Source organism: Lelliottia sp. RD5, assembly GCF_056032945.1.
On the sequence record NZ_JBVYHQ010000002.1, the window covers coordinates 1 to 21121 of the forward strand.

The window sequence follows — 21121 nt, forward strand, 5'->3', positions numbered from 1 at the left end:
TAGCGTGCTGATATGGCTCAGTTGGTAGAGCGCACCCTTGGTAAGGGTGAGGTCCCCAGTTCGACTCTGGGTATCAGCACCACTTAACACGGGTTTAAGTTTGGCACTAAGTAAAAGAATTTGTCTGGCGGCTTTAGCGCGGTGGTCCCACCTGACCCCATGCCGAACTCAGAAGTGAAACGCCGTAGCGCCGATGGTAGTGTGGGGTCTCCCCATGTGAGAGTAGGGAACTGCCAGACATCAATTAAGTGAAAAGGCCATCCGAAAGGATGGCCTTTTTGCATTGGGCGATCTCATGAGTCTTACGCTAACTTCTGCATTACTACGCCCGAGGATGATATTCCCCCAGGCGTAATATCCTGTTTATTCAATCAGTTAATGGATAACCTGCGATAAGAACGCTCTTGTACGTTCAGATTTCGGATTGGCGAAAAACTCTTCCGGCGGTGCCTGTTCCACAATTTCACCTCGGTCCATAAAGATCACTCTATCTGCCACCGTTCTCGCAAATCCCATTTCATGTGTCACGCAGAGCATGGTCATTCCCGACTGAGCCAGACCAATCATCGTATCCAACACCTCTTTAACCATCTCCGGGTCAAGGGCTGACGTAGGCTCATCAAACAGCATAATTTTGGGCTTCATACACAGGGAACGCGCAATCGCAACGCGCTGCTGCTGCCCTCCGGAAATTTGCCCCGGGAATTTATGCGCATGCTCGGCAATACGAACACGTTCCAGATAATGCATCCCTAAGACTTCGGCATCCTTTTTAGACATCTTCTTGACCCAAATAGGGGCTAGCGTACAGTTCTGCAATACCGTTAGATGCGGGAACAAATTGAAGTGTTGGAATACCATGCCCACTTCCTGGCGCACGCGTTCAATATTGCGGATATCTTCATCCAGCTCGATCCCATCAACGACGATGCGTCCTTGCTGATGTTCTTCGAGATGATTAATACAACGAATAGTTGTCGACTTTCCAGAACCCGATGGACCACACAGGACGATACGTTCGCCTTGCGTTACCTTCAGGTTGATATCTTTCAGTACGTGAAACTGTCCGTACCATTTATTGACGTTTTCCAGGGTAATCATCGCGTCAGCAGGGGTCATAATTACTTTGCTCATAAGTTCCTCAGTGCGGTGTCCGCCCGGTGTTAAAACGTTTCTCAAGATGCTGGCTATAGCGCGACATGCTGAAACAAAAAATCCAGTAAATCAGTGCGGCAAAGACATAGCCTTCGGTCGACATGCCAAGCCATACAGGGTCTACGGTAGCCTGTTGAACACTGCTGAAAAGATCGAATAACCCAATAATGATCACCAGGCTCGTATCTTTAAAGAGGGCAATAATCGTATTCACAAGCCCTGGAATAACCAGTTTGAGGGCCTGCGGTAAAATCACTAACCCCTGCGTTTTCCAGTACCCGAGTGCCAGTGATTCAGCCGCTTCGTATTGCCCTTTTGGCAGAGCCTGTAGCCCACCGCGAACGACTTCTGCGACATAAGCGGATTGAAATAAAATGACGCCCACGAGTGCGCGGATCAACTTGTCGATCGTAGTACCTTCCGCCATGAATAATGGCAACATCACCGACGACATAAACAGCACGGTAATCAGCGGTACGCCGCGCCAGAACTCGATAAAGATCACTGAAAGCACACGCACTACCGGCATCGTTGAACGACGGCCAAGCGCCAACAAAATACCCAGCGGCAGCGCGCCTGCGATCCCGACTGACGCGATGATCAAGGTTAATGTCAGCCCACCCCACTGGCGAGTTTCGACCCGCTCAAGCCCCAGTACTCCCCCATATAGCAACAACCAAACAATCAGCGGATAAACCACTGCCCAGCAAGCAATGTAGCGCCCACGGCGTGGCAAATGTTTCCAGAACATCGGTACGATCGACACCAACCCAACGATCAGGGCCACGTTGATACGCCAGCGTTGATCGTGTGGATACAAGCCATACATGAACTGGCCAAAACGCTCATGAATGAATACCCAACATGCGCCCGCTTTGGTGCAGTCAGCCCGTGTGGAGCCAACCCAGTTTGCCTGTAGAAATGCCCAGTTTATAAGCGGCGGGATAAGTTCCCACATCAGCCAAAGACAGATGATAGTGAGAAGACTGTTACTCCAGGAGGAGAACAGATTTTTACGTGCCCAGGCGATAAAACGCCAGCCCCCAGCGCTAGAAGGGCGCGGGGCGTGAGACAGTACGGCTTTTGTCATCATGGCTCCTTAACGCTCGACCAGTGCGATGCGACGGTTGTAGATATTCATCAACAGAGAGATTGTCAGGCTAATAACCAGATAAACCGACATGGTGATGGCGATCGTTTCGATGGCTTGTCCCGTCTGGTTAAGTACTGTCCCGGCGAACAGTGAAACCATATCGGGATAACCGATAGCGGCAGCCAACGAAGAGTTTTTAGCAATATTCAGATACTGACTGGTCAGCGGCGGGATGATCACGCGTAAAGCCTGAGGAATGATCACCTGACGGAGTGTGACCGGGTTTGGGAGTCCGAGCGATCGCGCTGCTTCATGCTGCCCGTGTGGAACAGCCTGAATACCAGAGCGAATAATTTCTGCAATAAATGCAGACGTATAAATGGAAAGTGCCAACGTAAGAGCAGCCAGCTCAGGAATCAATACCATCCCACCACGGAAGTTAAATCCACGCAGTTCCGGAATATCCCAATGCAGTGCTGAACCAAATATCCCTTGGGCCAGTAAAGGTAAACCCACGATCAAAAGTAATCCGACGGGCCAGGTTTTGCGAAGCTGCCCGGTTTTAATCTGATGCATGCGGTTATAGCGAAACAGCCCAACGGATACTGCAACAGCGATAATAATAGCGGCAATAGCAGCCCATAATCCTTCGCCAGCCATTGGCGAGGGAATATACAACCCGCGATTGCTGAGAAAAAATAACTCAAAAGCATCAATGGCCTGGCGTGGCCCCGGCAGATTACGCAGGACGGCGAAATACCAGAAAAAGATCTGCAACAGGGGCGGAATGTTGCGAAACGTCTCGATATAAACCGTAGAAAGTTTACGCAGGAGCCAGTTTTCAGATAATCGGGCGAGGCCGAGGAAAAATCCGAGGAATGAAGCAAAGACGATACACAGTGCAGAGACCAGAAGCGTATTCAGCAGGCCAACCAGAAATACTCTGCCATACGTATCGCTCTCCTGATAATCAATCAGGTGCTGCACAATTCCAAATCCAGCAGTGCGATCCAGAAAGGCAAAGCCCGAAGTAATGCCGCGATTGCTCAGGTTAGTTACGGTGTTATGAATCAAATAAATCGCAACGACCACGACGACGACAATGGCAATGATCTGAAATAGCCAGGCGCGGACCGCGGGATGCGAAAAGGAAAGTTTTCCTTTTAAGGCTAAGCGGCGATGGGACATAAAGAAACCTCGGTAACCATGACTCTGGGCTGGGCACCGCTCATGCAGTGCCCGTTACAGCTAAAAACTAGCGTACTGGTGGCGCGTACTGGATGCCGCCGTTGTTCCAGAGGTTGTTCTGGCCACGTTTGATTTTCAGAGGGCTTTCCGATCCCACGTTACGCTCGAAGATCTCTCCGTAGTTGCCAACGTGTTTAATGATGTTGTAAGCCCACTTGTTATCGAGCTTGAGATCCTTGCCGTAATCACCTTCTTTACCCAGAAGATGAGCCATATCCGGAGTGGATGGCGCCGCCGCTTTCTCATCGACGTTCTTCGAATTAATCCCCATTTCTTCGGCATTCAGCATGGCGAAGAGAGTCCATTTAACAATCGAAGTCCACTCTTCATCACCGCGACGTACGACGGGACCAAGAGGTTCTTTAGAGATAACTTCAGGCAGAACAATCCACTCGGCAGGATTGCTGAGCTTAATGCGCAGGGCATACAGCTGAGACTGGTCAGATGCCAGGGTATCGCAGCGGCCTGATTCCAGTGCTTTTGCTGACTCATCAGAACGATCGAACGTCACTGGGGTGTATTTCATCTTATTCGCTTTGAAATAATCCGCGACGTTCAACTCGGTATCAGTACCGGCCTGGATACAGACAGTCGCACCGTCGAGTTCTTTTGCACTCTTAAGGCCCGCTTTATTGTGAGTCAGGAAGCCGATACCGTCATAATAGGTGACGCCCGTAAACGTCATTCCCATGCCAGTATCGCGAGACGAGGTCCAGGTCGTATTACGAGAGAGCACATCAACTTCACCAGATTGCAAAGCGGTGAAGCGTTCTTTCGCCGTCAGTGGGGTGTATTTTACTTTGGTATCATCACCGAAGAGAGCCGCTGCAACGCCCCGGCAAACGTCAACGTCGATCCCGGAGAATTTCCCGTTAGCATCCGCGTAGGAGAAACCCGGTAACCCATCGCTAATACCGCACTGTACAAAGCCTTTCTTTTTCACGGCATCCAGAGTTGCGCCTGCGTGCGCCTGACCCGCAACTGCAAACAACATGCCGGCGGCGGCCAGGCTGGCTATCATCGTCTTTTTCATATGCATCCTGTGTGGCGAAAATTATTGTTATTGAAAGTCGTTTTAAAACGCTTTTACCTGTCTGTGGCGTTGGCCGACGTTTATAAAGCAAACGTAATGCCAGTTTTCGTATTCAGCTAAAAAGAGAGTTATCTGAACGCGTAATGCTGAGTGTAGACAGGGATAATTAAATCAAGCGCCCTGAAATGGTGCGAAATGACAACCTACGCCACAAATCAGAGCAAAAGTTGATGAGACGAAACTGGAATTATTGAGATGGTTTCAGGCGTGAATATTGGCAGGATATTGAATGTTATTAATCTGTGAAAAATATCACGTATTACAGTGCAACTTAGATTTCGAGTAAATAAAAACGTGAGAACAATCAAGGACGAAAAGAGACACGGAATTGTTACAGGGAAGATTTTTAACAGAGAGAGAAATAACTGCACTGATATGAAGCAAAAGCGCGGAGATACCGCGCTTTTGTCAGATAGCTTTATTTGGTTAACGCAACGATACCCAACGTCAGACCGGCAATAGCCGCAGCCCCGCCAGCAATCGCGCCAGCCGTTTCCCAGTTATCCTGAGTGGTACCTTTCATACACGTATTGGTATGGACAAGGCGGCCTTGATCGTCGTAAACCGGTACACACGGAGAATCGTGGGCACAACCAGCCAGAAGCGCAGCGAGCGTTGCAACGCAAATGAATCTTTTCATGATGTTACCTCAGAATAAAAACTGACTCGCCATAAATCCAATAGGGTATTTACCGAGCTGAGCGCTATTTTATCACTACTCAGGGCTACCGAAGCTAGATGAATAATCTCAAAGTATGTGGTTTGTAAAAATGATGGAGAGGGACAGCTGAGCGCATGAATGAAGATTTAAAAGTAATATCGAACAGAATGAACTTAATTAAAAATATTAAAATGTTTCATTATCTTATTGGCTTCGTTTAAAAGGGGCTAATACTGTGTTTAAACATAAAGCAGTAGGCGCCATTCAGCGCCTACTGCTTTTTTTAATGATGTAGACGATTAAATCGCCGTCTTACAACGACAAAAAAGACGGGAACAAAAAAGATAGCCAGAAGCGTCGCGGACAACATTCCGCCCATGACGCCTGTGCCTACCGCATTTTGTGCACCGCTCCCTGCGCCGTTACTGATCACTAACGGCATTACGCCCAGAATGAACGCCAGAGAAGTCATCAGAATGGGGCGAAGGCGCATGCGCGAAGCGTCTAACGTAGCTTCGACAACCCCTTTGCCTTCTTTTTCCATCAGGTCTTTAGCAAACTCAACGATCAGGATGGCATTCTTAGCAGAAAGCCCAATGGTGGTGAGGAGACCTACCTGGAAATAGACATCATTGTTCAGCCCGCGCAGTGAAGCACCGAGGAGTGCACCAATAACGCCTAATGGCACCACTAACATCACCGAAAATGGAATTGACCAGCTCTCGTAAAGTGCAGCCAGACACAAGAACACGATGATGAGTGAGATAGCATAAAGAGCGGGTGCCTGATTTCCAGACAGTCGTTCCTGATACGACATTCCCGTCCAGTCATAGCCAATTCCTGAAGGCAGTTTCTTCGCCAGGCTTTCCAACATGGCCATGGCTTCACCTGTACTCTTGCCGGGCGCAGACTCCCCAAGTATTTCCATTGAGGGCATGCCGTTGTAGCGCTCAAGTCGCGGTGAACCGGAAACCCAGCGTGAAGTGCTGAAGGCGGCGAACGGGACCATCTCGCCGTTTGCACTGCGTACATAAAGATTATTGATATCTCCCGGTAACATGCGGAACTGCGCCGCTGCTTGCGCGTACACTTTTTTGACACGACCGTGATCGATGAAGTCATTAACGTATGTTCCTCCCAGCGCAGTAGAAATCGTCTGGTTGATATCAGATACGCTGACGCCTAGCGCCTGGGCTTTCTCCTGATCAATATCGAGCTTGAACTGCGGGGTGTCTTCCAATCCATTAGGACGTACACGCACCAGCAGATCAGGATGGTCTTTGACCATACCCAGGAGTTGATTTCGGGCCTGCGTGAGGGAGGTATGTCCCAGGTTTGCCTGATCGATTAACTCAAAGTCGAAGCCCGTTGCTGTACCCAACTCGATAATGGCAGGGAGATTAAAGGGAAAAACTAGACCATCTTTAATCTGGCTAAAAGCTTTTGTTGCACGACCCACTATCGCTTCGACGCCATTTTTTTCACCAGAACGGTCTTCCCACGGTTTAAGGCTGACAAACGCGATACCTGAGTTTTGTCCCTGACCGCTGAAACTAAAACCATTAACCGTAAAGACCGACTCAACGTTCGCTTTTTCCTGGGTCAGATAGTATTGCTGAACCTGATCCAGAATCTGCTGCGTGCGGGTTTGCGTCGCACCGGCGGGTAGCTGAACCATTGTCATGAACACGCCCTGATCCTCTTCCGGCAGGAAAGAGGTGGGGAGACGCAAAAAGAGCACCGCCATGCCGCCAACGATCAGCATATAAATCACAAGGTAGCGTCCCGTTTTACGAAGGATCCGGCTGACGCTGTTACTGTAATGGTCGACGCTTTTATCAAAGAGTGTATTAAACCAGGCAAAGAAACCGCCTTTTGCATGGTGCTCTTCAGAGGCCGGTTTCAGCAGCGTCGCGCAGAGGGCAGGTGTCAGAATCAGTGCGACTAAAACGGAAAGCGCCATTGCAGAAACGATGGTCAGTGAGAACTGGCGGTAAATAGCTCCGGTAGATCCACCAAAAAAGGCCATCGGTATAAACACCGCTGAAAGCACCATTGCGATGCCAACTAACGCGCCCTGAATTTGCTCCATTGATTTTTGCGTCGCCTCTTTGGGCGGTAGCTTGTCTTCCACCATGACGCGTTCGACGTTTTCAACGACCACGATAGCATCGTCGACCAACAACCCTATGGCCAACACCATGCCAAACATGGTGAGCGTATTGATGGAAAACCCAAATGCCGACAAAATGGCAAAAGTACCGAGCAAGACAACCGGCACTGCGATGGTGGGAATGAGCGTGGCGCGCAGGTTTTGCAGGAACAAATACATCACCAGGAAAACGAGGACGATCGCCTCGAACAGCGTTTTAATCACTTCATGAATGGAGATTTTGACGAAAGGGGTCGTGTCGTAGGGATAGACGACTTTCACTCCTTGCGGGAAAAAGGACTGTAATTCCGCGAGCTTTGATTTGATCGCCGCTGCAGTATCAAGCGCGTTTGCCCCCGTTGCCAGCTTAATCCCAAGACCCGTCGCAGCCTGACCATTAATCTTGGTCACCATATTATAGTTTTCGCCACCAAGCTCAACGCGAGCCACATCTTTCAGATGCACCATTGAGCCATCTTGATTCACTTTCAGCGTGACGTTGCCAAACTCTTCCGGGGTTTTTAGGCGGGTTTGCGCGATGATAGAGGCATTTAACTGTTGCCCAGGAATCGATGGCGTTCCACCTAACTGACCAGCAGCGATTTGGTTATTCTGGATTTTTAGTTGGTTGATGACATCCAGTGGCGTTAGCTGAAATTTGTTTAATGCATTGCTGTCGAGCCAAATACGCATGGCGTACTGCGCGCCAAATAGCTGAACGTCACCCACGCCCGACGTACGACTGATCGCGTCTTTGACGTTCGACGCCACGTAGTCTGAGATATCGTCCTGCGTCAGCGTTTTATTATCGGAGACAAAACCGGCTACCAAAAGGAAGCTGCTGCTGGATTTCTCCACGCCAATACCTTGCTGCTGAACTTCTTGTGGCAGCAGCGGCATGGCGAGCTGCAGTTTGTTCTGAACCTGCACCTGAGCGATATCAGGATCGGTGCCGGACTGGAAGGTCAACGTGATCGTGACGTTACCCGCTGAATCGCTGGTGGAAGACATGTACATCAGATTATCGATACCATTCATATTTTGTTCGATAACCTGCGTCACGGTATCCTGCACCGTTTGTGCATCCGCGCCGGGATACGTTGCGGTGACGGCAACGGCAGGAGGCGCAATAGTTGGATATTGCGCCACGGGCAATTGAAGAATAGCCAGCCCGCCCGCAATCATCAGAATGATGGCAAGTACCCAGGCGAAAATCGGCCTTTGAATAAAGAAATTAGCCATTTCGTAATCCCTTAACTGGCTGTTTTGGAAGCGGAATCAGGCACCGCAACTACGGTGGCGCCAGGATGGATTTTCTGCAGGCCACTGACGACCACGCGATCGCCATCTTTGAGTCCTTCAGTGATCAACCAGCGTTCTCCAATGGCCTGAGGCGCAATAACGTTACGCAATTCAACCTGGTCTTTATCATTCACCACCAGAACGGTTGCATCGCCACGTGGGGTGCGGGTCACGCTCTGCTGGGGCACTAAAATGGCGTCAGGCTGAATACCTTCATCAATACGGGCGCGCACGAACATACCCGGCAACAGGCTGTGTTGGGGATTGGGAAACACGGCGCGAAGCGTGATGGAACCTGTACTTTCGTCGACAGTGACATCCGAAAATTGCAGCGTGCCTTTGAGTGGGTAAGGCTGACCATTTTCCATTAACAGCTGAATGCTGCTGGTCGCGTTGTTTTTCTGCAAATTGGACTGCTTCAGATGCATAAAATCATTGCTCGACTGCGTAACATCAACATAGATCGGGTCAAGCTGCTGCACGGTCGCCAGGGCAGACGCCTGCCCGTTCGTGACTAACGCGCCTTCGGTGACGCTTGATTTACCAATACGTCCAGTAATTGGAGATGACACTTTGGTATAGGCGAGATTAATACGTGCGGTTTCGACACTCGCTTGCGCTGCAATAACGCTGGCGTCGGCTTGCCTGGCATTGGCTACAGCCTGATCGTACTCTTGCCGACTAATATATTGTGTCCCTACCAATGGCTCGTAACGTTTCACCGTCAAGTGCGCAATGTTTGCTGCCGCCTCGGCTTTTGCCATCTCCCCTTTAGCGCTGTCATAGGCAGCCTTATAGGTTGCAGGATCGATTTGATAAAGAGAATCGCCAGCGCTGACGTCGCTGCCTTCAGTGAAATTACGACGTAAAACAATGCCGCTCACCTGCGGGCGAACCTCAGCGACGCGAAATGCATCTGTACGCCCTGGCAATTCAGTTGTCACTGCCAAAGGCGCACTTTTCACGACATAAACCGTTACCTGCGGAGCCTGTGCGCTTTGCTTTGGGTTGTCAGAACCATCACAGCCTGTCAGCAGTGTGGCGCAGACAAAAAAAACGGATAGAGGTAAAAGCCTGAAGTGTGTCGTCATTACTGTTCCTTTAAAAACAATAAACTGATATCTGCCGTGGGGATATGAAAAAAGAGAAAGGCAAAGAGTCAGAAATCCAGCGCACATCATAATGAGGTGCGTTGACTTTTTTTAATTTATAAGTGCGGCACAGGGTCTATTAATACATAAATCAGAATAAAACGTGGTAAATGAAGGGTGTGGCGGCCTATAAACAAAGAGAGATTTTATTTTTATTCTCGGTTATTTATATGTTTAATGAATTTAATTATCGAAATTCATTTGCAGGGGTTATTGGTTCCTCAAATTGACTTTTTTTGTTCAAAGCAAAACGGGAATTTAGTGAATACTGCCTGGACGGTGAGCGCTACGGATTCAACAGTGAGTGCAAATATTTATGTGATGGATAAGAGTCTATGGCACGCAAAACAAAAGAAGAGGCACAAAAAACGCGGCAACAGTTGATTGAGGCGGCCATCACACAATTCTCTACGCGTGGCGTAGCCAGCACCACACTGACGGATATCGCAGATGCGGCAGGCCTGACGCGCGGTGCGGTATACTGGCATTTCACCAGTAAAACTGAATTGTTTAATGCGATATGGGATCAACAGTTACCGCTAAGTGATTTGATTGATGAACGTCTCACTCTGGATGCCAGAGACGATCCTTTATTGATTCTTCGGGAGCGTTTTATCGTTGCCTTGCAATACATCGCTCATGAACCTCGCCAAAAATCCCTGCTGCAAATCCTGTATCATAAGTGTGAATTTAATAAAGAATTGACATCAGAATGTGATATTAGAAAAAGAATTGGTTTCAATTATGACAATGTACGGGCGTTACTGGAGAAATGTCTGGCTCAGGGCGTTATTGAACCGCAGATTAATATTGATATGACGCTGGTTGTTTTTCACGGTTTTTTTAGCGGGTTAATTAAAAACTGGTTGATGAATAGCGAGAGTATTAACCTTTATCAACAAGCGCCAGCGTTAGTAGATAATATTCTGGCGACGTTAAACATCACGCGTAAGCCACCCGTAAAATATTATGTTGCCTCTTAAGGGGCGGTATCATGAGAAAGGTTATTTTTTATCATCTCGGGACTATGACAAAGTTCCTCAACGGCTTGCGCCGATACGGGTTTGCCGAGCAGATATCCCTGAAGCATATTGCAGCCAAGCTCCGTCAGGAATGCCTGCTGCGCCTCGGTTTCTACCCCTTCGGCAACCACTTTAAGATTTAACGTTTTTGCGAGTGCAACAATGGCAGAGACGATAGTGGCATCATCACTCTTACCGCTCAGATCTTTCACAAACGCGCGATCAATTTTCAATTCGCAGGCGGGAAGTCGCTTGAGATAAAGCAGGCTGGAATACCCTGTTCCAAAATCATCAATAGACGCTTTGACTCCCGCATTCGTCAGCTCTGTAAGAATCCTTACGCTTTCGTCCGGGTTATTCATCGCGGTAGTTTCTGTCACTTCCAGGATCAACGATTCTGGTGGAAGCTGATGCCGGGCCAGGCAATCGAGCACGGTATTTACCAGCGAAGGTTGCTCAAACTGCAGGGTCGACAAATTAACGGCCATCGACCAATTCGTATGGCCCTGAATATGCCACGCGCGCAGTTGTCGACACGCTTCATTGATCACCCAGTTACCTATCGGAATAATCAAACCGGTTTTCTCTGCCACCTTAAGAAACACATCAGGAGTCAACAACCCTTGTTTTGGATGTTCCCAGCGCAGCAGTGCTTCGAAGCCCAGAACAGGACCTGCGGGTGCATGAAACTTCGGCTGATAGTGTAGGCGCAGTTCATCGCGCTCAACGGCCATCCACAGATCGTTCATCAACTGTAAATGCGTTTGTGCCAGTGTGTTCATCGACGGCTGGAAAAATTGATACCCATTCCGCCCAACATGCTTGGTGTGATACATCGCGGCATCGGCGTTGAACATCATTTCACGATCGGTTTTCCCATCATGCGGATACAATGCAATGCCAATACTAATGGTCACGACCAGTTCATAGGGATCAATGCTGAAAGGATTGTCGATAGCGCGCACCAGCGCGTTGGCCAGTGAGGCGGCATCATCAGGTCCATTGGCTTCAATCAGCAGAACAAACTCATCACCGCCGATGCGGGCAAGTGTGTATTGCCCTTTCAGCGGTAACAGCAATCGCTTAGTGACTGCGACCAACAGCTTGTCGCCAGTGACATGGCCGTAGGCGTCATTCACGGCTTTAAAGCCATCAAGATCCATAAACATCAGCGCGAAGTGGGTTCCTTCCCGGTCAGCTTTGCTGATCGCCTGGCTGAGTCGATCTTCAAAGAGAATACGATTTGGCAATCGTGTCAGCGTATCGTGAAGGGCCAGTTGCGCCAGTTCACGGTTAGCTTCAGCAAGGGATGAGGCCAACAACGTGGTCCGCGCCTGAAGACGGGCATCAAGCATTGAGACCAGCAATGTGATTGCCAGAATCGAGAGTGCGACCACGCTAACCAGAATGGCCAGCCAACTGCCATTAATCCCGTGATGATGCATCTGCGTTGTGGCTGGAAACTGCGCCGCTTTCATACCCGCGTAATGCATGCCGGCAATCGCAATGCCCATTGTTAACGCCGCGCCCAGACGCATCAGCGCAACTTGAGCGGCTTCATAACGTAATCGAAAGGTCAGCCACAGCGCCACCATGGATGCCGCTAGCGCGATAGCGACGGAAATGGCGACCCAGGTTTTATCCCACACAATTCCCGGCGACACCTCAAGCGCCGCCATGCCGGTGTAATGCATCGCAACGATGCCAGCCCCCATCACGAAAGCGCCCGGTAACAGACGTCGTAAACGAAGTTGTTCACCACTCACCAACCAGAGGGCAAACATGGAGGAGCCAATTGCAATCGCCATTGAAAGCGCAGTGATTGCGACGTCGTAGCTCATGCTCATGGCAAGATCCATCGCCAGCATACCGATGAAGTGCATGGCCCAGATGCCGATGCCCATCGCCACGCCACCGCCTACGAGCCAAATGCGTGCAGCAATGCCCTGGCTCCCGACGACTCGTCCGGCCATATTGAGTGCGGTATACGCAGCAAGGATGGCGACGACAAAGGAGATGACGACAAGGATTTGGTTGTATTGGCTAACCAGCATGGTCTGTATAACTCATTCGTAGTGAGACGTTAGGGAATAGCATCTGGAAAGGGCAGTGACATTATCACCGTACGGGAATGACGAAAAGGGATTTAAATCCCTGTTTTTAATAGGTGAAAAGAGTGTTTTTGCCGACGTTTGGGCTTAATCGAGATCCGAACAGTTGACTAATTTTAAGGGATTCACGGAATTCATATTACGGCACTTGTCGGTTTCGGTGCTCAGCAGCTCAATCCACTGCATGAGCAGCGCATCAAAAAGGAAAACCGAGACGGCAAAGATAACCAGCCACCAGTATTTGCGAATCATTGTGTCGTTCCGGGGTAGAGGAGCGAAAGAAGTGGTGGAAATATACACGAAAAGCGGGCGTTTAAAAGGAGGATAACTGAAGGTTTACAAATGGTTGACGGTACGGAACGCAGGCAATAAAAAAGGCGCGTCCCCATGCCAGGTAGCGCCTTTTTAAACAAGCAGTTAGCTAATCGAAATTAGTTCATGCCGTATTTTTTGAGTTTCTTACGCAGGGTACCACGGTTGATACCCATCATCAGGGCAGCGCGGGTTTGGTTACCGCGGGTGTATTGCATCACCATGTCCAACAGTGGCTGTTCAACTTCAGCCAGTACCAACTCATACAGGTCACTCACATCCTGACCATTCAGTTGAGCAAAATAGTTCTTCAGTGCTTGTTTAACCGAGTCACGGAGAGGTTTTTGAGTCACCTGATCCTGAGAGTTAACGGTAGAAACGGTCAGTACGTCAGAATTTACGCGTTGTTCGAACATAGTTCTGTCAGCTCTTTATTTCTGTTTACGCAAAATTTTCGAAGTATGCCTCCAACGCCTCCAGCTGTACGCTGGCATCCTCTATGGCGTTGAATGTGCGCCGAAACTGGTCATTTGGAGCGTGTTCCTGGAGATACCAGGATACGTGTTTCCGCGCAATTCGGTACCCTTTTGCCTGACCGTAAAAGTCATGCAGTTCCCGAATATGCGCACAAAGCAAGCGCTTAACCTCTGCCAGAGGCAGTGGAGCAAGCAACTCCCCAGTGTCCAGATAATGCTGGATTTCCCGAAAGATCCAGGGTCTTCCCTGAGCGGCACGTCCTATCATCAGAGCATCTGCCCCTGTATAGTCGAGCACAGCCCTGGCTTTTAGCGGGTCAGTTATGTCGCCATTCGCGATAATCGGAATGGAAACTTTCTGCTTAACTGCCCGAATGCTGTCGTATTCCGCATTGCCGTTGAACAAACAGGCGCGAGTGCGTCCATGAATGGTCAGGGCCTGGATACCACAGTCTTCGGCCAGTTGGGCAATTTCTACACAGTTACGGTGTTCCGGCGCCCAACCAGTGCGAATTTTCAACGTAACGGGAACATCCACTGCATTTAGCACCCCCAACAAGATCGACTTCACCTGATCGGGGTATTGCAGAAGGGCTGAACCTGCAAGCTTACGATTCACCTTTTTTGCCGGGCAACCCATATTGATATCAATAATTTGGGCGCCACTTTCAACGTTAATACGCGCGGCTTGCGCCATTTCTTCAGGATCGCTTCCGGCAATTTGCACGGTGCGAATACCTGGCTCATCAACGTGCACCATCCGTAGACGGGATTTATCGCTTTCCCAAACCTGCGGGTTAGACGACATCATCTCGGAAACGGTTAAACCGGCTCCCATCTCGTAGCACAGCGTCCTAAAAGGCCGGTCAGTAATACCTGCCATTGGCGCTGCGATCAGGCGATTTCTGAGCTGATAGTGTCCGATGCGCATGAGTTAAGAAATGACCATACTGTGACTGCAAGGCGGCGTATATTACGCATTTTTTACATGAGATGAAAGGCCAAACTTTGAACAATCTGCTGCTGCAGATCAAGGAATTGCTACTCAACGTTAACTCAGTGAATTATTCATTAATTAAATCATTGGCTTATGGTTATTTGTTTATTTTATAGACGCTTACAAATTCCCGTAACTTCTCATCATTTCTCGATGAATGAATCATTTAATCGGGATAATCTGCTGTTTTTAGCAGCAGATTATTGCCCTTCTTTGCGATCTGGGTCCCATTTCAGGACATGATATCAGCGCGCAATGTGAACATTATTCAACCACAACACGCCCATGAAGTGACTGTACCGGGCGGTTATTATCGTGATGCATAGTGTGGGTGAATTTTTCCAACTGAGCGGCGGAGAGGGTCATCGGATTTTTGAGTACAATCCAGGTTACCCCTTCTGAACAAGGCGGCGTTGTCAGAGAACCGCTAAACCGCCAGTAGGTTTTGTTTTTAGGTAAGAGCTTGTTCAGGTCAAGTTTCGTTTCCAGCGTCGCGGATTGTTCGGCTTGTCCCGGCATGATCCCCCACAGTTTATCAAGCTCTGCGTTGGCGGCCCCTTTATCGAACATCACCGCAACCACGGTCAGTGCACCCTCGGCATTTTTATGAACAAGGTGCATTTCCATGTCGAATTTTTTACCGTGGATCGTATTTTCACTCGGCGCATGGAAGTGGAATTGCTGCAAAGCCCAGGCCTGATTATCAAGCGTGATTGTATCTGCCGTGTCTGGCTTTTCGACCGGCTGAATCGTATGGCCGTTATTGGTCAACGTGACAGGGCCATCGATGTAATGGGTTTTTAACGGTGTGAGATGGGCTTTAATCGTTGAGTCGATATTAACAGGGGACTGGTTCATTCCGCTTTGACAGTTTTTATACGCCTCATCCAGCGCACCCCAATGCTCCGGGGCACCTTCGCCCTCATAGCTCCAGTGAGATGCATAAGCTGAAGCAGACACGATGCTCAGCGCCAGGATTGCTGCCTTACCAATAAATGGGGTCATAATATTCTTCCGGTGAATTTAGTCATTTAAATCATATAATAGGCATATGATTTACATGGTTATTATACCGGAGGGAAATAACGGGCGTGGAGAATTTTTGCAGTAAAAATGGCGTGATCGACCGATCACGCCAGAAGGGATTACTTCTTACGACCTGTAATGCGACACCACTCTTCTTTCTCAACCACCGGATCGAGATCGAAGCGCTCAGTGTAGGCTTCACACACGCTGTCTGCCTGGCTGGCCAGAATGCCGGAAAGCCCCAGTAAACCGCCCTCAACGGGCAGCACGCTGATTAACGGTGCCAGCTCACGTAACGGGCCTGCCAGGATGTTTGCGACCACGACATCCGCTTTCATGGCTTCTGGCTGGTCATTAGGTAAATAGAGTTCAAGGCGATCGGACACCCCGTTTCGCTCGGCATTATCGCGGCTGGCCTGAATCGCCTGCGGATCGATATCGATCCCGATCGCTTTGGCGGCGCCGAGTTTCAGTGCGGCAATGGCGAGGATCCCGGATCCACAGCCGAAATCGATCACCGTTTTCCCTTCCAGATCCAGTCCATCAAGCCATTGCAGGCACAGAGAGGTGGTTGGATGGGTACCCGTACCAAATGCCAGGCCCGGATCGAGCATCACGTTTACGGCATTGGCATCCGGCACATCGCGCCAGCTTGGGCAGATCCACAGACGTTTGCCGAACTGCATCGGGTGGAAATTATCCATCCACTCGCGTTCCCAGTCTTTGTCTTCCAGTTGCTCGATTTTATGCACAAATCCCGTACCCAGAAGCGGGTGGTTTTCCAGAATCGCCACGACGTCTTTCATGTCAGTTTCGGCGTCAAACAGGCCAATGACGTCGGTATCACCCCACAGGCGCGTTTCGCCGGGCAAGGGTTCAAACACCGGCGTATCATGCGTGTCCTGGAAAGTAATGGAAACCGATCCGACTTCCATTAACGCATCACTCAGTTCTTCGGCGTTCGCGCCGGTTGTATTCAGTTTTAGTTGGATCCACGGCATGGCAAAACTCTTTATTTATGAGTAGAAATGACGGCCGCCTGTGGGACGGGTTGACCGAAACGGTTCCCTACCACAAACGCCAGCAAACTTAACAGTAACGAAGGCACAATCGGATGGAAGCCCAGATACTGAATTTTAAACGTGGCGAGCACCGCGTACAGTACGCCACCCACAATCATTCCGCTGAGCGCACCCGCCGCATTTGCGCGTTCCCAGTACAGACCGAGCACCAGCGGCCACAGGAATACCGCCTCCAGTCCGCCGAATGCCAGCAGGTTTAACCAGATGATCATCTCCGGTGGACGCCATGCGGCAAGCATCATCAAAATGCCCAGCACCAGCGTTGTCCAGGTTGAGATACGCTTCAGGCGATGCTCATTATGGATTTTAGTGGGTTGTGCGCTGAGCCACAGATCTTTGATGATCGTGGCAGAGGCTTGCAACAAATGCGCATTCACATTCGACATTATGGCTGCCATCGGCGCGGCGAGGAACAAACCCGCGGCCCACGGCGGTAATACTTGCACCATTAAGGTGGGGATCACCTGATCCGGCACCGTCAGATTAGGTAATATCGCGCGGCCTAGCGCCCCTGCCAGGTGCATTCCCAGCATCAGCAGCGACACCACGACAGTGCCGATAATAATTCCGCGGTGAACCGCTTTGCTGTCTTTATAAGAGATACAGCGCACGGCGGTATGGGGCAGACCGATCACGCCAAAGCACACCAGCACCCAGAATGACGTCATAAATGCCGGGGTAAGAATGTCGTCCGCACCGTGGGGGCTCACCAGCTTCGGATCGATCTTCTCCAGCGTTTCTACCGCATTGCCCAAACCGCCGGCCGCGTAAATCACGCCAACCAGCAGCACCAGCGTGCCTATCAGCATCACCATGCCTTGCATGGTGTCGTTCAACACGCTGGCACGGAAACCGCCAAACGCGGTATACAGCGCGATGGTAATGCCGAAAATCAACAGGCCATTTTCGTATTTAATGCCCGCAGCGGTTTCCAGCAATCGCGCGCCACCAATGAATTGCACGGCAATTGCACCGACAAACGCCACCAGCAGACTGACGCTGGCGATCCAAACCACTGCGCGGTTTTGGTAGCGCGCCTGCAACATGTCATTCAGCGTGATTGCATTGTATCGTCTGGCAAGAATCGCGAATTTTTTACCTAAAATGCCCAGCGATAACCAGATGGTCGGGACCTGAATCATGGCCAGCAGCACCCAGCCTAACCCATATTTATACGCCGCACCTGGGCCACCGATAAACGAGCTGGCGCTCACATAGGTTGCCGTCAGCGTCATCGCCAGAACGAAACCGCCCATCGAGCGGCTGCCCAGGAAATACTCACTGAGAAACGAGCCGGTGCTGCGTTTGCGCATGGCGTAAGCCGAAAGGCCGAATACCACGAAGAGATAAATAATCAGAACGGCGATGATTTCAGTTTGCATCGCTATCCTCCAAAGAGATATCGCGGAAGATAAAACGCACCATCAGCCAGCACAGCACAATAAAAACCAGCGGCATCAGAAGGCAGGCCATTTCGAACCAGTGTGGAAGGCCGGTAAACCCCGCGGTCGAATCAGGTAAGTAAGCAGTCACTAACCAAGCAACAAGGTAGAGAAGGGTCAGCCACAGCGCCCAGCGCGCTTCTTTATGGGCTTGAACAAAACGCTTGTCCATTTTATATCCCTTGTGGATGAAGAAAGCGGGGATTGTACATGATGGGTCTTAGCGATCCCCACAAATAAAAAAGGCCGGAATCTCCGGCCTTTTAATGAGAATGCAGTCTTATTTTTCGTGAAGACCGAGTTTTTTCTCCAGATAGTGGATGTTCGTTCCACCGTTCTGGAAATGCTCGTCGTTCATGATACGAACCTGCAGATCAATGTTGGTTTTGATACCGTCGATGATCAGTTCCTGCAAGGCGTTCTTCATGCGGGCAATTGCCACATCACGATTTTCGCCATAGCAGATAAGCTTGCCAATCATTGAGTCATAGTACGGTGGCACAGTATAGCCAGCGTAGATATGAGATTCCCAACGCACGCCAAAACCGCCCGGCGCGTGGAAACGCGTGATTTTACCCGGGCTTGGCAGGAAGGTGTTCGGGTCTTCGGCGTTGATACGACACTCTACCGCATGACCTTTGACGATCACTTCTTCCTGCTTGATGGACAGTGGCTGACCCGCAGCGATACGCAGCTGTTCTTTAATCAGGTCAACACCGGTAATCATTTCGGTGACAGGGTGTTCAACCTGAATACGGGTGTTCATCTCGATGAAATAGAACTCGCCGTTTTCGAACAGGAACTCGAACGTACCTGCACCGCGATAACCGATATCCACGCACGCTTTAGAGCAACGCTCGCCGATGTAGCGACGCAGTTCCGGCGTGATGCCTGGCGCTGGTGCTTCTTCAACGACTTTCTGGTGACGGCGCTGCATGGAGCAGTCGCGCTCAGCCAGATAGATAGCGTTACCCTGACCGTCAGCCAACACCTGAATTTCGATGTGACGTGGGTTTTCCAGGTATTTTTCCATGTAAACCATGTCATTGCTGAAAGCCGCTTTCGCTTCAGCTTTGGTCATGGCAATGGACTGAGCCAGGTCGGTATCGCTACGTACAACGCGCATACCACGACCGCCGCCGCCGCCGGACGCTTTGATGATAACCGGATAGCCAATGCGTTTAGCATGGGCACGGTTAGCATCCATATCGTCGGTCAGAGGGCCGTCGGAACCAGGAACAGTTGGTACGCCAGCTTTCTTCATTGCGGTGATTGCAGAGACTTTGTCACCCATCAGGCGAATCGTGTCTGCTTTCGGGCCGATAAAGATAAAGCCAGAACGTTCAACCTGCTCGGCAAAGTTGGCATTCTCAGAGAGGAAGCCATAACCCGGATGGATTGCCACCGCGCCGGTGATTTCAGCGGCGCTGATGATTGCCGGGATATTCAGATAACTTTTTACGGACGGAGCCGGACCGATACAGACCGTCTCATCCGCCAGTAATACGTGTTTTAAATCGCGGTCCGCGCTTGAATGCACAGCAACAGTCTTGATGCCCAATTCTTTACAGGCACGAAGGATTCGCAGTGCGATCTCGCCACGGTTGGCAATAACAATTTTATCCAGCATGTTCGCCTCGTTACTCGATGACGACCAGCGGCTCGTCAAATTCTACCGGCTGACCACTTTCGACCAGAATCGCTTTCACAGTACCAGACTTGTCTGCTTCGATTTGGTTCATCATTTTCATGGCTTCAACGATGCACAGGGTATCGCCTACATTGACTTTCTGACCCACTTCGATGAACGCCTTCGCGTCCGGGCTCGGGGTGCGGTAGAAAGTACCAACCATTGGGGAACGTACGATGTGACCACTGATTTCGGCTGCTGCAGCAACCGGCGCTTCTGCTGCCGGAGCGACTGCGTTAGACAGAGCAGGCTGTTGCATCACAGGTGCAGCATAAGCTTGCTGCATGACTGGGTAGCCAACATTTGGCGCGGCACGACTGATGCGTACAGACTCTTCGCCTTCAGAAATTTCCAGTTCGGAGATGCCTGATTCTTCAACCAGCTCGATCAGCTTTTTAATCTTACGAATATCCATGAGTGGGTTCCGTACTCTTGTTTAGTGTGATTGTGACAAGCGTTTTACCGCTGTCTGTAAAGCGTATGAATAACCGTCAGCACCAAGTCCGCAGATAACGCCCGTGGCGATATCAGACAGATATGAATGGTGGCGGAACGGTTCACGGGCATGCACATTGCTCAGGTGGATCTCGATAAACGGGATGCTCACGGCAAGCAGTGCGTCGCGGATAGCTACACTGGTGTGCGTAAACGCGGCCGGATTAATCAGGATATAGTCCACAGTGTCTTTAGCCTGATGAATTCGGTCGATGATTGCGTACTCCGCATTTGACTGAAAATGATCCAGTTCCACATTGAGTGACGCTGCTTCCGTACTCAGACGGTTAACAATTTCGCTTAATGTTTGAGAGCCGTACTTCTCCGGCTCACGGGTTCCGAGCATGTTAAGGTTCGGTCCGTTCAGAACTAAGATGTGGAATTTATCAGCCATTGTGCCGCTATCTCCTGCGAATCTCGGGTAAAAAACAAAATATACCTTCAACGCGCAATTGTCACCTTTTCAGAGGCTCAAAACCCCTGTCAGGAAAACCAAAGTCGCACATTATAACGATTTCGTAGCATTTGGCAGCTAAATACTGGTCTTATCAGGGAAGATTATCAACCGCAAAGCCAAAAAGATTCGCGGTTGATGGGTATTCTGCGGGAAAAC

At 50.1% G+C, this 21121-nt stretch carries 19 protein-coding genes, 1 tRNA gene and 1 rRNA gene; 3 read left to right on the plus strand and 18 right to left on the minus strand.

All coding sequences use genetic code 11. The features are described 5' to 3' along the window. Nucleotides 1-6 precede the first annotated feature (6 nt). A tRNA-Thr gene (locus AC0LWE_RS07735) sits at nt 7-82 on the plus strand. Nucleotides 83-123: 41 nt separating this feature from the next. Beyond that, nucleotides 124-239 (plus strand): 5S ribosomal RNA (rrf, locus tag AC0LWE_RS07740). A gap of 136 nt (nt 240-375) precedes the next feature. Here rrf and AC0LWE_RS07745 read toward each other — a convergent pair. From AC0LWE_RS07745 to AC0LWE_RS07775, 7 genes are all read right to left on the minus strand, one after another. Continuing rightward, nucleotides 376-1134 carry an amino acid ABC transporter ATP-binding protein gene (locus AC0LWE_RS07745; protein WP_131486443.1) on the minus strand — a complete coding sequence of 253 codons (759 nt, stop codon included), beginning with the start codon at nt 1132-1134 and terminating at the stop codon, nt 376-378. 7 nt (nt 1135-1141) lie between these two features. Then, nucleotides 1142-2245 carry an amino acid ABC transporter permease gene (locus AC0LWE_RS07750; RefSeq protein ID WP_174343035.1) on the minus strand — a complete coding sequence of 368 codons (1104 nt, stop codon included), beginning with the start codon at nt 2243-2245 and terminating at the stop codon, nt 1142-1144. A gap of 9 nt (nt 2246-2254) precedes the next feature. Continuing rightward, on the minus strand, nt 2255-3436 hold the full coding sequence (locus AC0LWE_RS07755) for an amino acid ABC transporter permease (RefSeq protein ID WP_059177270.1): 1182 nt from the start codon (nt 3434-3436) through the stop codon (nt 2255-2257). A gap of 67 nt (nt 3437-3503) precedes the next feature. After that, nucleotides 3504-4529: an amino acid ABC transporter substrate-binding protein gene (locus AC0LWE_RS07760; RefSeq protein WP_059177271.1), complete on the minus strand. Its 1026-nt coding sequence runs from the start codon at nt 4527-4529 to the stop codon at nt 3504-3506. Between the two features lie 478 nt (nt 4530-5007). Beyond that, entirely contained in the window at nt 5008-5229 is a 222-nt protein-coding gene (locus tag AC0LWE_RS07765) for a lipoprotein (RefSeq protein ID WP_059177272.1), read from the minus strand. A gap of 304 nt (nt 5230-5533) precedes the next feature. Further along, on the minus strand, nt 5534-8644 hold the full coding sequence (locus AC0LWE_RS07770) for an efflux RND transporter permease subunit (RefSeq protein WP_219347320.1): 3111 nt from the start codon (nt 8642-8644) through the stop codon (nt 5534-5536). A gap of 11 nt (nt 8645-8655) precedes the next feature. Beyond that, nucleotides 8656-9795, minus strand: coding sequence for an efflux RND transporter periplasmic adaptor subunit (locus AC0LWE_RS07775; RefSeq protein WP_219347321.1), 1140 nt, complete (start codon nt 9793-9795; stop codon nt 8656-8658). A 395-nt stretch (nt 9796-10190) separates the two neighbouring features. On the opposite strand from AC0LWE_RS07775, the gene envR reads away from it, so the two are divergent. After that, nucleotides 10191-10838 carry an acrEF/envCD operon transcriptional regulator gene (gene envR, locus AC0LWE_RS07780; protein WP_219347322.1) on the plus strand — a complete coding sequence of 216 codons (648 nt, stop codon included), beginning with the start codon at nt 10191-10193 and terminating at the stop codon, nt 10836-10838. On the opposite strand, the gene AC0LWE_RS07785 is transcribed toward envR, so the two are convergent. The 11 genes from AC0LWE_RS07785 to aroQ all read right to left on the minus strand — a co-directional run bounded on the left by AC0LWE_RS07785 (nt 10835) and on the right by aroQ (nt 20902). Next, entirely contained in the window at nt 10835-12931 is a 2097-nt protein-coding gene (locus AC0LWE_RS07785) for a putative bifunctional diguanylate cyclase/phosphodiesterase (protein ID WP_219347323.1), read from the minus strand. The genes envR and AC0LWE_RS07785 overlap by 4 nt on opposite strands. 144 nt (nt 12932-13075) lie before the next feature. Beyond that, nucleotides 13076-13240 carry a DUF2556 family protein gene (locus AC0LWE_RS07790; RefSeq protein WP_015960679.1) on the minus strand — a complete coding sequence of 55 codons (165 nt, stop codon included), beginning with the start codon at nt 13238-13240 and terminating at the stop codon, nt 13076-13078. Nucleotides 13241-13419: 179 nt separating this feature from the next. Then, a complete protein-coding gene (fis, locus tag AC0LWE_RS07795) occupies nt 13420-13716 on the minus strand; it encodes a DNA-binding transcriptional regulator Fis (RefSeq protein ID WP_003855228.1) in 297 nt (98 codons plus the stop codon). 25 nt (nt 13717-13741) lie between these two features. Further along, entirely contained in the window at nt 13742-14707 is a 966-nt protein-coding gene (gene dusB, locus AC0LWE_RS07800; protein WP_219347324.1) for a tRNA dihydrouridine synthase DusB, read from the minus strand. A gap of 330 nt (nt 14708-15037) precedes the next feature. Further along, nucleotides 15038-15778 carry a carbonic anhydrase gene (locus tag AC0LWE_RS07805; RefSeq protein WP_474265198.1) on the minus strand — a complete coding sequence of 247 codons (741 nt, stop codon included), beginning with the start codon at nt 15776-15778 and terminating at the stop codon, nt 15038-15040. 140 nt (nt 15779-15918) lie between these two features. Further along, nucleotides 15919-16800: a 50S ribosomal protein L11 methyltransferase gene (prmA, locus tag AC0LWE_RS07810; protein ID WP_219347326.1), complete on the minus strand. Its 882-nt coding sequence runs from the start codon at nt 16798-16800 to the stop codon at nt 15919-15921. 11 nt (nt 16801-16811) lie between these two features. Continuing rightward, nucleotides 16812-18263: a sodium/pantothenate symporter gene (gene panF, locus AC0LWE_RS07815; protein ID WP_059177280.1), complete on the minus strand. Its 1452-nt coding sequence runs from the start codon at nt 18261-18263 to the stop codon at nt 16812-16814. Next, nucleotides 18253-18495 carry a YhdT family protein gene (locus AC0LWE_RS07820; protein ID WP_059177281.1) on the minus strand — a complete coding sequence of 81 codons (243 nt, stop codon included), beginning with the start codon at nt 18493-18495 and terminating at the stop codon, nt 18253-18255. The genes panF and AC0LWE_RS07820 overlap by 11 nt, the downstream gene beginning before the upstream one ends. Nucleotides 18496-18603: 108 nt before the next feature. Beyond that, a complete protein-coding gene (gene accC, locus AC0LWE_RS07825; RefSeq protein ID WP_059177282.1) occupies nt 18604-19953 on the minus strand; it encodes an acetyl-CoA carboxylase biotin carboxylase subunit in 1350 nt (449 codons plus the stop codon). 10 nt (nt 19954-19963) lie between these two features. Then, entirely contained in the window at nt 19964-20428 is a 465-nt protein-coding gene (gene accB / locus AC0LWE_RS07830; protein ID WP_015960672.1) for an acetyl-CoA carboxylase biotin carboxyl carrier protein, read from the minus strand. A gap of 21 nt (nt 20429-20449) precedes the next feature. Further along, on the minus strand, nt 20450-20902 hold the full coding sequence (aroQ, locus tag AC0LWE_RS07835; protein ID WP_219347328.1) for a type II 3-dehydroquinate dehydratase: 453 nt from the start codon (nt 20900-20902) through the stop codon (nt 20450-20452). Nucleotides 20903-21121 lie beyond the last annotated feature (219 nt).

Coding starts and splice junctions, on each gene's coding strand:
- envR (WP_219347322.1), top strand. CDS start 10,191: ATGGCACGCAAAACAAAAGAAGAGGCACAAAAAACGCGGCAACAGTTG.
- AC0LWE_RS07770 (WP_219347320.1), bottom strand. CDS start 8,644: ATGGCTAATTTCTTTATTCAAAGGCCGATTTTCGCCTGGGTACTTGCC.
- AC0LWE_RS07765 (WP_059177272.1), bottom strand. CDS start 5,229: ATGAAAAGATTCATTTGCGTTGCAACGCTCGCTGCGCTTCTGGCTGGT.
- AC0LWE_RS07820 (WP_059177281.1), bottom strand. CDS start 18,495: ATGGACAAGCGTTTTGTTCAAGCCCATAAAGAAGCGCGCTGGGCGCTG.
- accC (WP_059177282.1), bottom strand. CDS start 19,953: ATGCTGGATAAAATTGTTATTGCCAACCGTGGCGAGATCGCACTGCGA.
- AC0LWE_RS07760 (WP_059177271.1), bottom strand. CDS start 4,529: ATGAAAAAGACGATGATAGCCAGCCTGGCCGCCGCCGGCATGTTGTTT.
- fis (WP_003855228.1), bottom strand. CDS start 13,716: ATGTTCGAACAACGCGTAAATTCTGACGTACTGACCGTTTCTACCGTT.
- panF (WP_059177280.1), bottom strand. CDS start 18,263: ATGCAAACTGAAATCATCGCCGTTCTGATTATTTATCTCTTCGTGGTA.
- accB (WP_015960672.1), bottom strand. CDS start 20,428: ATGGATATTCGTAAGATTAAAAAGCTGATCGAGCTGGTTGAAGAATCA.
- AC0LWE_RS07750 (WP_174343035.1), bottom strand. CDS start 2,245: ATGACAAAAGCCGTACTGTCTCACGCCCCGCGCCCTTCTAGCGCTGGG.
- AC0LWE_RS07745 (WP_131486443.1), bottom strand. CDS start 1,134: ATGAGCAAAGTAATTATGACCCCTGCTGACGCGATGATTACCCTGGAA.
- AC0LWE_RS07805 (WP_474265198.1), bottom strand. CDS start 15,778: ATGACCCCATTTATTGGTAAGGCAGCAATCCTGGCGCTGAGCATCGTG.
- aroQ (WP_219347328.1), bottom strand. CDS start 20,902: ATGGCTGATAAATTCCACATCTTAGTTCTGAACGGACCGAACCTTAAC.
- prmA (WP_219347326.1), bottom strand. CDS start 16,800: ATGCCGTGGATCCAACTAAAACTGAATACAACCGGCGCGAACGCCGAA.
- AC0LWE_RS07775 (WP_219347321.1), bottom strand. CDS start 9,795: ATGACGACACACTTCAGGCTTTTACCTCTATCCGTTTTTTTTGTCTGC.
- AC0LWE_RS07755 (WP_059177270.1), bottom strand. CDS start 3,436: ATGTCCCATCGCCGCTTAGCCTTAAAAGGAAAACTTTCCTTTTCGCAT.
- AC0LWE_RS07790 (WP_015960679.1), bottom strand. CDS start 13,240: ATGATTCGCAAATACTGGTGGCTGGTTATCTTTGCCGTCTCGGTTTTC.
- AC0LWE_RS07785 (WP_219347323.1), bottom strand. CDS start 12,931: ATGCTGGTTAGCCAATACAACCAAATCCTTGTCGTCATCTCCTTTGTC.
- dusB (WP_219347324.1), bottom strand. CDS start 14,707: ATGCGCATCGGACACTATCAGCTCAGAAATCGCCTGATCGCAGCGCCA.